The sequence below is a fragment of the Hydrogenophaga sp. T66 genome (assembly GCF_057219855.1).
Map to the genome: position 1 here is coordinate 134,842 of NZ_JBXVVX010000002.1, position 14,769 is coordinate 149,610.

The window sequence follows — 14,769 nt, forward strand, 5'->3', positions numbered from 1 at the left end:
TCGGGAAGAAACCCGGGCCGGGCAGCCGCCCCGCTTCCGGGTTCTAATCGGCGCTCCCCCAGCCCTTCGTCCTGGAGAACATCTTATGTCGCTTGATCGCCTGGCGCGCCTTGGTCGCCGCCTGCTGGTGGCCTCGGCCCTGTGCGCCGTGGGCCTCGTGCACGCCCAGACCGTGTTGCGCGTGACCACCATCCCCGAGGAAGCCGCCACCGAGCAGATCCGCAAATTCACACCGCTGGCCACCTACCTGGAACAGCAGCTCGGCATGAAGGTCGAGTTCACGCCGGTGAACGACTACCCGGCCGCCGTGGAAGCGCTGGTCAACAAGAAGGTCGACCTGGTCTGGTTCGGCGGCTTCACCCACGTGCAGGCCAACCTGCGTTCGGGCGGCAAGATCATCCCCATCGCCCAGCGCGAGGAAGACACGAAGTTCCAGTCGGTGTTCATCGCCAAGACCGACTCGGGCATCAAGGGCCTGGCCGACATGAAGGGCAAGCAGGTGTCCTTCGGTTCACAGAGCAGCACCTCCGGCCACCTGATGCCGCGCAGCTTCCTGCTGCAGGCCAACATCAACCCCGAGAAGGACTTTGCGCGCATCGCCTACAGCGGCGCCCACGACGCCACCATCGCCTCGGTGGTGAGCGGCAAGGTCGACGCCGCGGCGCTGGACATCACCGTCTGGCGCAAGTTCGTCAGCGAGAACCGGGTCGACACCAAGGCGGTCGACGTGTTCTTCACCACGCCCGGCTACTTCAACTACAACTGGTCGGTGCACGCCGACATGCCCGCCGCGTTGCGCGACCGCGTGAAGGCCGCCCTGCTGGGCCTGAACCCGGCCAACCCGGCGCACGCCGAGATCCTCAAGCTCAACCGCGCCACGCGCTACATCGAGACCCGCCCGGAAAACTACAAGGGGCTGGAAGCCGCCGCGCGCAGCGCCGGCCTCCTCTGAGCGCGCCGTGCAGATCGCGCTGGAGGGCCTGAGCGCCCGCCACCCGGCCGCGCGGCCTGACCACCCGCCCGCCCTGCGCGGGCTGGACATCCGCATCGCCCCGGGCGAGCAGGTGGCGGTGATCGGGCCATCGGGCGCGGGCAAGACGACGCTGATGCAGGTGCTGGCCTGCGCGCTGCGGCCCGCCGCCGGACGCCTGACGCTCGACGGGCGCGACCCCTGGCAGCTTGACCGCGGCGCGCTGCGCCGCCTGCGCGGCACGCTGTTCCTCGCGCCGCAGGTACCGCCCTTGCCGCCGCGCCAGCGCGCGGTCACGGCCGTGCTGGCGGCACGCCTGCCCGCGCTGGGTCTGTGGGCCAGCCTGCGCTCGCTGTTCTACCCCAGCGACATTCCGGGCGCCTTTGATGCCCTCGACCGCTTCGACCTGGGCGACAAGCTGTTCGAGCGGGTGGACCGCCTTTCGGGCGGCGAGCGCCAGCGCGTGGGCCTGGCGCGCGCGCTGCTCGCGCCCGCGCGGCTGTGGCTGGTGGACGAGCCGCTGTCGGCGCTGGACCCGGCGCGCGCCGCACAGGCGATCGACACGCTGACCGCCGGCGCGCGCGAACGCGGGGTGACGCTGGTGGCCACGCTGCACCAGGTCGATGTCGCGCTGGCGCGCTTCCCGCGGGTGATCGGTTTGCGCGACGGCGCGGTGGCCTTCGACCTGCCAGCCGGCGAGGTCACGCGCGAACGGCTGGCCCGCCTGTACGAGCGCTTTGAACACGAGCTGCGCGGTGAAACCGCCGCGCCGGCCGACACCCCCGCGCTGGGGCCGGCGCCGGTGGTGATGCACTGCCGCTGAGATGACCAGCGACGCGCTGTCCCGCGCCCCGCGCCGCGACCCGGCGTGGATCGGCCGCGTGTTCTGGGCCGGCGCCGGGCTGGTGGTGCTGTGGCCGCTGCTGGTGGCCACCGAGTTCCGGCCCTGGGTGCTGCTCGAGCCGCGCAACCTGAAGGTCACCGGGCAGTTTCTCGCCAGTTTCTGGCCGCTGGCGTTCAGCGGCGAGTTCCTCGCGATGGTGGCGCGCGAGACCTGGCGCACCGTGGCCATGGCCACCGCCGGCGTGACGCTGGCGCTGCTGATCGCCATACCGCTCACGCTGGTCGGCACGCGGGTCTTGTCGGTGTCGGCACTGACCGGCCGCATGGCCGTGTGGCCTGCGGTGGTGCGGCAGGCCGTGCGCTGGCTGCTGGTGCTGTTGCGCAGCATTCCGGAGCTGGTGTGGGCGCTGGTGTTCGTGCGCGTGGTGGGCCTGGGACCGACGGCGGGCGTGCTGGCGATCGCCCTCACCTACGGCGGCATGCTGGGCAAGGTATACGGCGAAATCCTGGAGAGTGGCGATACGCACGCCACCCACACGCTGCTGCGCCACGGCAGCGGGCGCCTGCAGGCCTTCTTCTACGGTCTGCTGCCCACCAACGCGGCCGAGCTCACCAGCTACACCGTCTACCGCTGGGAATGCGCGATCCGCTCTTCGGTGGTGCTGGGCTTCGTGGGGGCGGGCGGGCTGGGCCAGCAGCTGGACAACTCCATGAAGATGTTCAACGGCGGCGAAGTGGCCAGCATGCTGCTGGTGTTCGTCGCCCTGGTGGCGCTGGCCGACCGGGTCAGCGCCGGGCTGCGGAAAGCGCTCGGATGAACGAAGCGCCCCCACCCCGCCGCGGCCCCGCGGCCGCCAACCCGCCGTGGCGCCTGCCGCCGCGCCTGTTCGACGCGCGCTGCCGCGCCTGCTGGTTCACCGCCGCCGTGCTGGCGCTGGTGGTGGCGAGCTTTGCCACGCTGGACCTGCAGTGGCGGCAGTTCCTGTCGTGGGAGGCGGCGGCGAGCATGGGCCGCTTCCTCGGCGAGTTTTTCCCGCCCGACACCTCGCCGGCGTTCCTGCACAAGGTGTTGGTGGGCGCGTGGGAGACGCTGGCCATGTCGGCGCTGGGCACCGCGCTGGCGGCCGCGCTGGGCCTGGCGCTCGCGCTGCCGGCCAGCCGCCTGCACGACGGCGACCGCGCGCTGGCGCGGGCACCCACGCGGCTGCTGCTCAACGCACTGCGCAGCGTGCCCGAACTGGTGTGGGCCGCGCTGCTGCTGATCAGCGCAGGGCTCGGCCCGTTTGCCGGCACGCTGGCGCTGGCCCTGCACACCAGCGGCGTGCTGGGTCGCCTGTTCGCCGAGGCGATCGAAAACGCGCCGCCCGGCCCCGGCGACGCGCTGCGGGTGCAGGGCGTGGGCAACGGGCGCACCTTCCTCTACGCCACGCTGCCGCAGGTGCTGCCGCAACTGTTGAGCTACACGCTCTACCGCTGGGAAAACAACATCCGCGCGGCCGCGGTGCTCGGCGTGGTGGGCGCCGGCGGTCTGGGCCAGTTGCTGGCCTTCCACATGGGTTTGTTTCAGATGGGCAAGACGGCCACCGTGCTGGGAGCGATGCTGCTGCTGGTGGCGCTGGTGGACGCCCTGAGCCACCTGAGTCGCCGGGTGCTCACGCGCTGAACCGGCCCCACGGGGTGGCGCGGCACCCGGGCGTCAGGCGCCGGGCTTGACCCGCAGCAGGCGGCCGTCGCGCTCGTCGGTCAGCAGGTAAATCCAGCCGTCCGGGCCTTCGCGCACGTCGCGCACCCGACCCACGTCCGGCAGCAGCTTCTCTTCCTTCACCACCCGCGTGCCGTCGAGCTGCAGGCGCGCCACGTAGCGGAACTTCAACGAGCCCACCAGCAGGCTCCCCTTCCAGCCGGGGTAGCGCTCGCTGCGCACCCAGGCCATGCCCGAGGGCGCCATCGACGGGGTCCACTGCCACAGCGGGGCCACCATGCCGGGCTTGCTGGTCAGGCCTTCGCCGATCCGGCCGCCGCCGTAGTTCTCGCCGAAGGTCACCAGCGGCCAGCCGTGGTTCGCGCCGGGGTCCGGGCGGTTGAGTTCATCGCCGCCCTGCGGGCCGTGCTCCACCAGCCACAGGCGCCCGTCCGGGCCCAGCGCGGCCCCCTGGGGGTTGCGGTGGCCCAGGCTGTAAATCTCCGGCAGCGCGCCGCTCTGGCCCAGGTAGGGGTTGCCGGGATGGGCGCTGCCGTCGGCCTTCAGGCGCACCACCTTGCCGTGGTGGTTGTCGAGGGTCTGGGCATCGGCCATGCGGTGGTAGCGGTCGCCCAGCGTGAGGAAGAAGCCGCCGTCGTCGGTCTGCACGATGCGACAGCCGAAATGCAGGCGGCTCTGCACTTTGGGCCGCTGGCTGAACACCACTTTGACGTCCTGCAGCGCGGTGGCGTCGGCGTTGAGCGTGCCGCTGGCCAGCGCGGTGGAGTTGCCGCCCTCGCCGGGCTCGCTGTAACACCAGTGGACGCGGCGGTTGCGCGGGAAATCGCGGTCGGCGATCACGTCGAGCAGACCGCCCTGCCCGCCGGCCTGCACCGGCGGCAACCCGACCAAGGCCGGCCCGACGCGACCGTCGGCCTGCACCACGCGCATCCGGCCGGGCCGCTCGGTGACGAGGAAGCGGCCTTCGCCCAGGAAGGCCACCGCCCAGGGGTTCTCCAGGCCGCGCGCGACCAGCTCGGTCTGGGCCGGGCCGGCGGCGTGGGCCGTCAGCGTGGCCAGGGACAGGACGGACAGTGACACGGCGCAGCGCGTCACCCGGCGGAACAGGGGGGGAAGGGTGTGTGACATGGCGAACTGACCGCGACCAGACGCGCCAAGTTCCCGCCGGCCGCGACGCCGGTCGTCAGCCAAACGGGCGGATGCCGAACAGCGCCGCGTGGGCCCAGGCCACAAACAGGCCGTAAAGCGCCAGCCCGCCGACCACGGCAACCGCGTCGCGAGCCCCCCAAGCGGCCGGCCGCCGCCGCACGGCCAGCAGGCCGGCGGCTTCGCGGCGCTTCACGCTGATGCGGTCGGCCACCGCCCACGCGAGGAAGCCGCCGAACAGCAGCAGATCGGCCAGCGTGTGGTTGGCCAACAGGTGCGACAGGGCCCAGAACTTGGTCGCCAGTAGCATCGGGTGCTTGACCACGGCCCCCAGCCGGCATGGCAGCTGCGAGGCGATCACCAGCGGAAACACCGGCAGCATCAACAGCGCCGCCGCATGGCGCAGGCCGGTGACCGGCTCCCACAGCGGCACCGGCGCCTGACGCGCGGCGCCATAGCCCACCACGATCAACACGAAACCCGCCAGCGCGACCACCGAGTACAGGCCCTTCCAGCCGTTCTCGCCCAGCCGCGCCGCGAGCGCGCTGCGCCCCGTGGGCGACACGATGGACACCGAATGGATGCCCAGAAACAACACCAGCCCCAGCACCAGCCAGACCATGAGCGCCTCCCGCGCCGCGCGCAACCGCCACCGGCTGCCGCGCGTCGGCCTTCACTCTACCGCGCCCGGGGGTGGCGGCTGTCGCCTGCGCGGCGCGCGCGGGGCCGGCACCGTGTCGGGCGCCCCACGCGGGGCGGGGCCGGAGCGTGACCGACGCCACGGCCACGCCCGTCGGCTGAAGGGACATCCCCCCGCCGGCCTCAAGCCTGCGGCACCATGGCCGATAAAGGAATACTTCCGACCACCGCCATGGCCAGCGATCTCGACACCGTCCGGGTGCTGCGCGCCCTCTTTCACGATTTCCCGCGAGCCCCCCAGGGGCTGTCGCCGCTGGAGACGATGGAATGGATCCGCCGCTCGATGACCGACTACGAGGGTGGCGAGATGGCTTACACCATCGAGCACATCACCCGCAGCGCGATGCTCGACATCGTGCTGTACATGCGCGAAACCGGCAGCCTGCGCGAAGACGCCGCGTTTGAGCAGGTCTTGCAGGAAGTGAGTACGCCCGAAGGGCGGCAGGCGTTCCGCGACCGCTGCATCAGCGCACAAAAAGGCGTGAACGAGACCGAGCGGCTGCTGCGACGGGCGCAGGGTCCCTGGGTCGAGCCGGGGCCGTTTTTCGACACCCCCGCCACCGCCATCGACGCCTTCGTGCTCGGACGGGCGACCGGCGCCGGCCCGCTGTTCGCCGAATTCGCCGACCGGCCGGAGGTGCAGGAGATCGGCGTCTTCGACACCCCGCCGCTGGCGGTGCACGAGTTCGGCTGGGGCTTCCTCACCGAGGTCGCCGGCGGCTGGAACGTCTACGTGGCCGAGGTGTGGCGCCAGGGCACCGTGGGTTACTTCGAGCGCTTCATGCACGCCTGGGAGAGCGGCGTGCACGACGCCCCCACCCCGCTGAGCGCCGACGACGGCATCGGCTGCTTCGGCGCGCTCAGCCTGCGCGCACCCGACCTGCGCGAACCCGACGTGCGGCGCTGGGTGGGCGAGTGGTTCATCGCCCGCCACCTGCCCCTGATGGTCGGCCGCGCCCTCGACGAGCGCTACGCGTTCCCGAAGCACTGGCATCCCGCGTGAGCGGGATGCCTCTCATGGCCTCATCCCGCGTGAGCGGGATGCCTCTCATAGCCTCATCCCGCGTGAGCGGGAGGCCTCTGATGGCCTCATCCCGCGTGAGCGGGAGGCTTTCTCGGGGCCCATCCCGCGGGCGCGGGATGGCATCCCCTCAGCGCGGCGCTTCCCAGCCGCCGCCCAGCGCCTGGTACACGCTCACCAGCGCCACCCCGGCCTCCACCTGCGCCTGCACCTGCGCGTCGCGCTGACCCAGCGCCTCGCGCTCGGCGTCAAGCACCGCGAGGAAGTCGGTCACACCGGCCTCGAAGCGCAGGCGGGCCAGCCGCGCTGCCTCGCCCGCCTGGCGGGAGGCTTCGTCCAGGCGCGTGGCGCGTTCGGTCTGGCGGCTGTAGGCGCTGAACGCGCCCTCGGTTTCCTCCAGCGCGAGCGCCAGTGTCTGGTCGAAGCGCACCAGCGCCTGCGCGGCGCGCGCCTCGCTGGCGCGCACGCGGGCGCGCAGCGCGCCGCCGTCGAACGGCGTCCAGCTGATCGCCGCGCCCAGCGCATAGCGTCCGGCCGCGCTGTCGAACAGGTCGCCCGCGCGGGGCGCGTTGAAGCCCAGCAGGCCAGACAGCGACAGGCGCGGGTACAGCGCGGCCTGCGCCACGCCGATGTCGGCTGTCGCCGCGGCGAGCTCGCGCTCGGCCACGATCAGGTCGGGCCGGCGGCGCAGCCAGTCCTGCGGCGTGCCCACGGGCAGCGTCGCGAGGTCGGTCACCGGCAGGGCCGGCAAGGGCGCGGCCTCGCCGGCCAACGCCAGCACCGCGCGGGGCGGCTGCGCGGTCAGGGTGCCCAGGCGCAAGGCGGTGCGCTCCAGCGCGGTTTGCAGCGCCGGCACAGCGGCTTCGGTGGCGGCGACCAGCGCGCGGGCGCGCGCCAGATCCAGCGCCGATGAGCGGCCGGCGTCGGTGCGTGCCGCGGTCAATCGCGCGGCCTCGCGCTGGCGCTCCAGCGCCTCGCGCGTGACGGCCAGCCGCGCCTGCAGGCCGCGCAGCGCGAGGTATTGCCGCGCCACCTCGGCGGCCACGGCGGTGTGGGCCGCGGCCACGCCGGCCTCGCTCGCCGCCAGGCGGGCGGAGGCCGCTTCGCTGGCGCGGCGCAGGCCGCCGAAGAGATCAATCTCCCAGCGGGCCACGAAGCTCGCGTCGTAGGCGTTGGCGGTGCGCTCGGCGCGGGTGGTGCCGGGGCGCTGGGTCAGCGGCTGGACGGCCCGCTCGGCCGAGCCGGTGATGCCCACGCCCGGGCGGCCGGCGGCGTCGGCCTCGTCCAGCCCGGCGCGGGCTTCCTGCAGGCGCGCCTGGGCCAGGCGCACGTCGGGGCTGGCGTCCAGCGCCCGCTCGACCAGCGCGGTGAGCGCCGGGTCGTTGAAGCCGCGCCAGAAGCGCGCGATGTCGGCACCCACGGGGCGCACCTCGGAACCAGCGGAGGCGCTGGCGGCGCCCGCAGCCCGGTCCACGCCGGGCTGGGCGAAGCGCGCGTCGAGCGAGGGGGTGGGCGCGCGGTGGTCCGGGCCGACGGCGCAGCCGGCCAGCAGCGCGACCGCCGCCGCGGCGGCGATCAGGGTCAGGCGGCGATCAGGCATGGTGGCTCTCCCCAGCAGTGCCCTGGCCGAGGCGGCGGGCGCGGCGCGCGCGGAGCAGCGCGTAAAACACCGGCGTCATGAAGATGCCGAACAACGTGACGCCGACCATGCCGGAGAACACGGCGATGCCCATGGCGCGGCGCATCTCGCTGCCCGCGCCCGAGCCCACGATGAGCGGGATGACGCCCGCGCAGAACGCGATCGACGTCATCAGGATGGGGCGCAAGCGCATGCGGCAGGCGTGGACGATGGCGTCGAACAGGGCCTCACCCCGCTCTTCCAGTTCCTTGGCGAACTCCACGATCAGGATGGCGTTCTTGCAGGCCAGCCCCACCAGCACCACCAGCGCGACCTGCGTGAAGATATTGAGGTCGCCGGGCTGCATGAACGGCGGGAAGCTGGACAGCCACACGCCGAACAGCGCCGACAGAATGCCCATGGGCACGATCAGCACGATCACCAGCGGCAGGCTCCAGCTCTCGTACTGCGCCGCCAGCACGAGCACCACCAGCAGCACCGAGATCAGCAGCACCGCGGCGAGCACCGGCAGCTTGATCTGGGTGCCGGGGATGGTGAAGTCGCGCGTGAGGCGGTCCTGGTAGCTCAGCTCGGTCCACTCGTAGGTCATGCCGCGCGGCAGCGTGCGCTGCAGCAGCGTCTCGATCTCGCCTTCGGCCTGGCTGGAGGAGAAGCCGGGGTTCGGCGCGCCGTTGATGTCGGCCGAGGGGTAGCCGTTGTAACGGGTCACGCGCGTGGGGCCGAAGGTGGGCTCGACCGTCATCAGCGCGCCCAGCGGCACCATCTCGCCCGCCGCGTTGCGGGTCTTGAGGCTGGTGATGGCCGAAGCGTCGGCGCGGAACGGCGCATCCGCCTGCACGACCACCTGGTAGGTCTTGCCGAAGCGGGTGAAGTCATTCACATACAGCGAGCCCAGGTTGACCTGCATCGTGTCGTAGATGTCGGCCAGGTTGATGCCCATCTGCTTGGCGCGGGTGCGGTCCACGTTGGCGTAGAGCTGCGGCACGTTGATGTCGTAGCCGGAGAACGGCGTGCCGATGCTCGACTGCGGGTTGCCATACACCTGACCCAGCGTGCCCCAGACGGCACCGTACAGCGCCTGCTCACCCAGACCCGCGCGGTCCTGCACCTGCAGCTTGAAGCCGCCGGCGTTGCCCAGCCCGTCCACCGCCGGCGGCGGCACGACAAACATGCGCGCGCCCTGGATGCTCTGGATCGCGCCGTTGACCTGCCCGAGGATGGCGTTCTTGCTCAGCTCGGGCGAGGTGCGCTCTTCAAACGGCGCCAGCCCGAAGAACACGATGCCTTCGTTGGGCGCCGCCGAGAAGCCGGCGATCGACAGGCCCGGGAAGGCCACCGAGTCGACGATGCCGGGCACGGTCAGCGCGATGTCGCTCATCTCGCGGATGACGGCTTCGGTGCGGTCGATCGACGCGCCAGCGGGCAGTTGCGCGATGCCGATGAGGTACTGCTTGTCGGGCGCCGGCACGAAGCCGGCGGGAATGCGGGCGAACAGCAGGCCGGTCACGCCGAGCAACACCGCGTACACCGCCAGCGAGGCGGTCTTGTGGCGCACGAGGTAGCCCACGCGGCGGCTGTAGCTCTCGCCGCCGCGCTGAAACACGCGGTTGAACCAGCGGAAGAAGCCGCCGAGCCAGCGGTCCATGAAGCGGGTGAGCCGGTCGGGCGACTGGTCGTGCGGGTGCAGCAGCAGCGCCGACAGCGCGGGGCTGAGGGTCAGCGAGTTGAAGGCAGAGATCACCGTGCTGATGGCGATCGTCACGGCAAACTGCTTGTAGAACTGCCCGGTGAGGCCAGGCACGAAGGCCAGCGGCACAAACACCGCACACAACACGAGCGCAATCGCCACGATCGGGCCCGACACCTCGCGCATGGCCTTGATGGTGGCCTCGCGCGGCGAGAGCCCTTCCTCGATGTTGCGCTCGACGTTCTCCACCACCACGATGGCGTCGTCCACGACGATGCCGATCGCCAGCACCAGGCCGAACAGCGTGAGCGTGTTGATCGAGTAGCCCAACAGCAGCAGGAAAGCGAAGGTGCCGACGATCGACACCGGCACGGCCAGCAACGGGATGAGCGAGGCGCGCCAGGTCTGCAGGAACACCACCACCACCAGCACGACCAGCGCCACCGCCTCCAGCAGCGTGACGACCACCTTTTCGATGGACGTCTGCACAAAGCGGGTCGGGTCGTAGACGATGCTGTAGCTCACGCCCGGCGGGAAGCTCTGCGCCAGCCGGTCCATGGTCTCGCGCACGCTGTTGGAGAGGGCCAGCGCGTTGGAACCCGGCGCCTGGAAGACGGCGATGGCCGCGGCCTCCTTGTTGTTGAGCAGGCTGCGCAGCGCGTAGCTGCCGGCCGACAGCTCCACGCGCCCGATGTCGCGCACCCGGATCAGGCCGCCGGTGGCCGGGTCGGCGCGCACGATGATGTCGGCGAACTCGGCCTCGGTGGTGAGACGGCCCTGGGTGTTGACCGCGAGCTGGAACTCGGTGCCGGCTGGCGCGGGCGGCGCGCCCACCGTGCCGGCGGCGACCTGAGCGTTCTGCTCGCGGATCGCCGCCACGACCTCGGCGGTGGTGAGGTTGCGCGCGGCCAGCTTGGTCGGGTCGAGCCACACGCGCATGGCGTAGTCACCCGCACCGAACAGGATCACCGACCCCATGCCGGGCAGGCGCAGCAAGTCGTCGCGCACGTTGAGCTGGCCGTAGTTGCGCAGGTACAGCGCGTCGCGGCTGTTGTCCGGGCTGACGAGGTGAACCACCATGGTCAGGTTCGGGCTGCTCTTTTCGGTGGTCACACCGATCTGCCGCACGATGTCGGGCAGGCGCGGCAGGGCGCGGTTGATGCGGTTCTGCACCGCGGTCTCCGCCGCCTCCGGACTGGTGCCGATCTTGAAGGTGACGGTCAGCGTCATGCCGCCGTCGGCCGTGGCCTGCGATTCGTAATACAGCAGGTTCTCGATGCCGCTGATCTGCTCCTCCAGCGGCGTGGCCACGGTTTCGCTGATGACGCGCGGGTTGGCGCCGGGGAACTGGGCGCGCACCACGATCTGCGGCGGCGCGACCTCGGGATACTCGGACAGCGGCAGCTGGAAGATCGCCAGCGAGCCGATCAGGAAGATGAAGATCGACAGGACGGCCGCGAACCGCGGCCGGTCGATGAAGAACCGGGAGATGTCCATGGCGGGCGCTCCGGTTACTGGGCCGGCTTCGGCGCGGCGGGCGGCGGGAAGATGGGCATGCCCTTCTCGTCCACCTTCAAGACCTGCGGCTGCACCGGCATGCCGGGCATGATGCGCTGCAGGCCTTCGACCACCACGTTCTCGCCCGGCTTGACGGCGTCACCCAGGACCACGCGCATGCCGTCCTGCAGCGCGCCGAGTTGCACCACGCGGAACTGCGGCTGCCCGTCAGCGCCGACGACCACCACCGTCTTGCGGTTCTGGTCGGTGCCGATGGCGCGCTCGGGCACGAGCACCGCGCTGTAGGGCGCGCCGGTGCCCATGGACAGGCGGGCCGCCATGCCGGGCACGAAGCGGCCGTCGCGGTTGTCGAAGCTCGCCCGCAGGCGGATGGCGCCGGTCTGCGGGTTCAGGCGGTTGTCGACGAAGTCGAGCGTGCCGGCGTGCGGGAAGCCCGCGTCGTTGGCCAGGCCCAGGCGCACCGGCGTCTGGGCCGTGCCGGCGGCCTTCACGCGCAGGAAGGTCTGTTCGCTGGCGTCGAAATAGGCGTGCACGCGGCCGGTGGCGGCGATCGTGGTGAGCACCACCTGCTCGCTGACCAGGTTACCGGCCGTGACCGCCGCGCGCGAGGCGCGACCGGCGATCGGCGCGCGCACCGCGGTGTGCGACAGGTTCAGCCGCGCCACCCGCAAGGCCGCTTCGGCGGCCAGCACATCCGCCTCGCCGGTGCGCACCGACGCGGCCAGCTGGTCGGCTTCCTGCCGGGAGATCGCCTGGCTCGCCAGCAGCTGCTGGGCGCGGGCGGTTTCGCTGCGGGCCAGCTCGGCGCGGGCGCGGGCGGCCGCCAGCTGCGCTTCGGCACGGGCGACCTCGGCCTCGAACGGACGCGGATCGATCGTGAACAGCAACTGACCACGGGCCACGGCGGCGCCGTCGGTGAAATGCACCCGCTCCACCGTGCCGGCCACGCGCGGGCGCAGTTCAACAAACTCGGCGGCTTCCAGCCGACCGCTGAAGGTCTCGAGGTCGGTGACGGTGCGCTGCACCGCGGGCGACACGCTCACCGGCATCGCCGGCGGGGGGCCGCCCTGGGCCTCGGCCGGGCGGCCGCAGCCCGACAGCAGGGCGGGGATCAGCAAAGCAAAGGCCAACAGGCCGGACAGGCGCGGTAGCGCCAGCGTGGGGGCAGGCATGGGGGTACTCCGTGAAAACCTGGGGCGCCGCCCCGGGTGGGGGCTCGCCAGTGGCCGCGATGGCGGCCAGCCGCGGATTAGGCGCGCCGATGGTATCGCCCCACTGCGAACAGGGCTATCACGAAATCGTGTGTCACGCTCACAGCGCGTCGAGCGGAACCTTCAGGTAGCGACGGCCGTTGGCCTCGGGCGGCGGCAGCTGACCCGCCCGGATGTTGACCTGCACCGACGGCAGGATCAACGCCGGAACGGACAGCGTGGCGTCGCGGGCGCGGCGCATCGCGACAAACGCCGCCTCGTCCACACCATCGTGGAGGTGCACATTGGACGCGCGCTGCTCGGTCACGCTGGTCTGCACCCGCACCGCGCGACCGGCGGGCGGGTAATCGTGGCAGACGAACAGTCGAGTGTCGCCCGGCAGGGCCAGCAGTCGGCGCGCTGAGGCATACAGCGCGTGGGCATCGCCGCCGGGAAAGTCGCAGCGCGCGCTGCCCACATCCGGCATGAACAGGGTGTCGCCCACGAACAGGGCATCGCCGATGCGGTAGGCCACGCAGGCCGGCGTGTGGCCGGGCACGGCCATCACCGTCACCCGCAGATCACCCGCCACCAGCACCTCGCCGTCGGCCAGCAAGCGGTCAAACGACCCGCCCGGCGCGCCCGCGGGCAGGTTGAAGAGGCCCTCAAAGGTGCGCTGCGCGGACGTGATGCGCTCGCCGATGGCGACCGGCGCGCCCAGGCGCCCGCGCAGCCAGTCGGCGGCCGACAGGTGATCGGCGTGGGCGTGCGTCTCCAGAATCCAGGCCACGCGCAGGTTCAGGGCCGCCACGGCGTCCAGCACGCGTTGCGCGCTGCCGGTGCCCGTGCGCCCGGCGGCCGGGTCATAGTCCAGCACCGGGTCGATGACCACGGCATCCGACCCGCGACCGGTGTGCACGAGGTGCGTGACGGTCCAGGTGGCCGGATCGAACCAGCTGTCGACCCGAGGCCGACCGGGGCTGGGTGGGTTGACGGGTTGGGACTGGAACGGCGCGCACGCATCGGTGGTGGTCGGGGTCATGGGCAGCTTTCAGAACGGGTTTGGGTTCAATATGCTTTCAAACAATCTATTTTTCAATATACTATTGATCGTGAAAGCGAAACCATGACCTCCATCAAACTCGACCTCGATCACATGCAGTCCGCGGCGGCTGAGGCCAGCCGCCTGATGAAGGCGCTGGCCAACCCGGACCGGCTGATGCTGCTGTGCCAGCTGTCACAGGGCGAGCACAACGTGGGCGAACTGGAAGCGGCGCTGGGCATCACCCAGCCCACGCTGTCTCAGCAGCTCACCGTGTTGCGCGAGGAGGCGCTGGTCAGCACCCGGCGCGAGGGCAAGCACGTGTACTACCGCATCGACAGCCCGCAGGCGCTCGCCGTCATCCGCACCCTGTACCAGCAGTTTTGCGCCCGTTGAACGGAACCACCCCACCCCAAACCACCCAGGAAGACCCATGACCATCGATTTCGCGAACTTCACCCCCTGGGCCTCGCTGGCCGGGGGCCTGCTGCTGGGACTGGCGGCCGCGCTGTTTGTGCTGCTCAACGGCCGGGTGCTCGGCATCAGCGGCATCGTCGGCGGGCTGATGCGGCCGCGCAGCGGCGATGTCGGCTGGCGCGTCGCGCTGCTGGCGGGCCTGTTCAGCGCGCCGCTGGTGTACGCCCTGCTCTCGCCCGGCGGTCTGCCGCCGGTTCGCATCGACGCCGGCACGGGCCTGATCGTGCTGGCGGGCCTGCTGGTGGGTGTCGGCACCCGCTACGGCGCAGGCTGCACCAGTGGCCACGGGGTGTGCGGCCTGTCGCGCCTGTCACCCCGCTCGCTGGTGGCCACGCTGGCCTTCATGGCCGCGGGTTTTCTGACCGTCTTCGTGCTGCGGCACGTGTTGTGAGGAGTGGCGTGATGCAAGCGAAACAAACCATGGCCGCGTTTGCGGTGGGCCTGTTGTTCGGTCTGGGTCTGTTGCTGTCGGGCATGACCGATCCGGGCAAGGTGCAGGGCTTCCTGGACCTGGCCGGGGCGTGGGACCCGTCGCTGGCTTTCGTGATGGGCGGCGCCATCCTGGTCGCGGTCGGGGCCTATGCGGTGGCACGCCGGCGCACCCAGAGCTTTCTGGGCGGCGCCATGCACCTGCCCACGGCGCGCCAGATCGACCGTCGGCTGGTGATCGGCAGCCTCGCGTTTGGCGTGGGCTGGGGGCTGGCCGGCTTTTGCCCCGGACCCGGCCTGGTGTCGCTGGCGACCGGCGAAGTGAAGGCGGTGGTGTTTGTGCTGGCCATGCTGGCGGGCATGGCGGCATTCGAGTGGCTGGAACACCGCCGCGGCCCACGCTGAC

14 protein-coding genes are annotated in these 14,769 nt (G+C 71.6%); 8 read left to right on the forward strand and 6 right to left on the reverse strand.

Annotated features, from left to right (window positions below):
- Positions 1 to 85: 85 nt before the first annotated feature.
- From AC2D80_RS09630 to phnE, 4 genes are read left to right on the forward strand one after another with little or no spacing between them, the layout of a single operon-like run.
- Positions 86 to 952, forward strand: a complete 867-nt coding sequence (locus AC2D80_RS09630; RefSeq protein WP_484632798.1) for a putative selenate ABC transporter substrate-binding protein — start codon at positions 86 to 88, stop codon at positions 950 to 952.
- 7 nt (positions 953 to 959) lie between these two features.
- A complete protein-coding gene (locus AC2D80_RS09635) occupies positions 960 to 1,793 on the forward strand; it encodes a phosphonate ABC transporter ATP-binding protein (protein WP_484632799.1) in 834 nt (277 codons plus the stop codon).
- A 1-nt stretch (position 1,794) separates the two neighbouring features.
- Positions 1,795 to 2,631 (forward strand): PhnE/PtxC family ABC transporter permease, encoded by an 837-nt coding sequence (locus tag AC2D80_RS09640; RefSeq protein WP_484632800.1) that lies wholly within the window; start codon positions 1,795 to 1,797, stop codon positions 2,629 to 2,631.
- Entirely contained in the window at positions 2,628 to 3,476 is an 849-nt protein-coding gene (gene phnE / locus AC2D80_RS09645) for a phosphonate ABC transporter, permease protein PhnE (RefSeq protein ID WP_484632801.1), read from the forward strand. The genes AC2D80_RS09640 and phnE overlap by 4 nt, the downstream gene beginning before the upstream one ends.
- A 33-nt stretch (positions 3,477 to 3,509) precedes the next feature.
- Here the strand turns inward: phnE and AC2D80_RS09650 are convergent, their stop codons facing one another.
- Entirely contained in the window at positions 3,510 to 4,643 is a 1,134-nt protein-coding gene (locus tag AC2D80_RS09650; RefSeq protein WP_484632802.1) for a PQQ-dependent sugar dehydrogenase, read from the reverse strand.
- A gap of 55 nt (positions 4,644 to 4,698) precedes the next feature.
- Positions 4,699 to 5,283, reverse strand: a complete 585-nt coding sequence (locus tag AC2D80_RS09655; RefSeq protein ID WP_484632803.1) for an NnrU family protein — start codon at positions 5,281 to 5,283, stop codon at positions 4,699 to 4,701.
- A 216-nt stretch (positions 5,284 to 5,499) separates the two neighbouring features.
- Between AC2D80_RS09655 and AC2D80_RS09660 the strand changes: the two genes are divergently transcribed.
- A complete protein-coding gene (locus tag AC2D80_RS09660) occupies positions 5,500 to 6,363 on the forward strand; it encodes a hypothetical protein (RefSeq protein WP_484632804.1) in 864 nt (287 codons plus the stop codon).
- 148 nt (positions 6,364 to 6,511) lie between these two features.
- On the opposite strand, the gene AC2D80_RS09665 is transcribed toward AC2D80_RS09660, so the two are convergent.
- From AC2D80_RS09665 to AC2D80_RS09680, 4 genes are all read right to left on the reverse strand, one after another.
- Positions 6,512 to 7,981, reverse strand: a complete 1,470-nt coding sequence (locus tag AC2D80_RS09665; RefSeq protein ID WP_484632805.1) for an efflux transporter outer membrane subunit — start codon at positions 7,979 to 7,981, stop codon at positions 6,512 to 6,514.
- Entirely contained in the window at positions 7,974 to 11,204 is a 3,231-nt protein-coding gene (locus tag AC2D80_RS09670; RefSeq protein ID WP_484632806.1) for an efflux RND transporter permease subunit, read from the reverse strand. The genes AC2D80_RS09665 and AC2D80_RS09670 overlap by 8 nt, the downstream gene beginning before the upstream one ends.
- A gap of 14 nt (positions 11,205 to 11,218) precedes the next feature.
- The gene (locus tag AC2D80_RS09675; RefSeq protein ID WP_484632807.1) at positions 11,219 to 12,397 is read right to left on the reverse strand and encodes an efflux RND transporter periplasmic adaptor subunit; all 1,179 of its coding nucleotides are present in this window, start codon (positions 12,395 to 12,397) and stop codon (positions 11,219 to 11,221) included.
- A gap of 139 nt (positions 12,398 to 12,536) precedes the next feature.
- Positions 12,537 to 13,457 carry an MBL fold metallo-hydrolase gene (locus tag AC2D80_RS09680; protein ID WP_484632808.1) on the reverse strand — a complete coding sequence of 307 codons (921 nt, stop codon included), beginning with the start codon at positions 13,455 to 13,457 and terminating at the stop codon, positions 12,537 to 12,539.
- An 84-nt stretch (positions 13,458 to 13,541) separates the two neighbouring features.
- Here AC2D80_RS09680 and AC2D80_RS09685 point away from each other — a divergent pair, with 84 nt between their 5' ends.
- The 3 genes from AC2D80_RS09685 to AC2D80_RS09695 are packed head-to-tail and all read left to right on the forward strand — an operon-like array spanning position 13,542 to position 14,768.
- Positions 13,542 to 13,853: an ArsR/SmtB family transcription factor gene (locus tag AC2D80_RS09685; RefSeq protein WP_484632809.1), complete on the forward strand. Its 312-nt coding sequence runs from the start codon at positions 13,542 to 13,544 to the stop codon at positions 13,851 to 13,853.
- A gap of 37 nt (positions 13,854 to 13,890) precedes the next feature.
- The gene (locus tag AC2D80_RS09690) at positions 13,891 to 14,325 is read left to right on the forward strand and encodes a YeeE/YedE family protein (RefSeq protein ID WP_484632810.1); all 435 of its coding nucleotides are present in this window, start codon (positions 13,891 to 13,893) and stop codon (positions 14,323 to 14,325) included.
- 11 nt (positions 14,326 to 14,336) lie between these two features.
- Positions 14,337 to 14,768 carry a DUF6691 family protein gene (locus AC2D80_RS09695; RefSeq protein ID WP_484632811.1) on the forward strand — a complete coding sequence of 144 codons (432 nt, stop codon included), beginning with the start codon at positions 14,337 to 14,339 and terminating at the stop codon, positions 14,766 to 14,768.
- Position 14,769 lies beyond the last annotated feature (1 nt).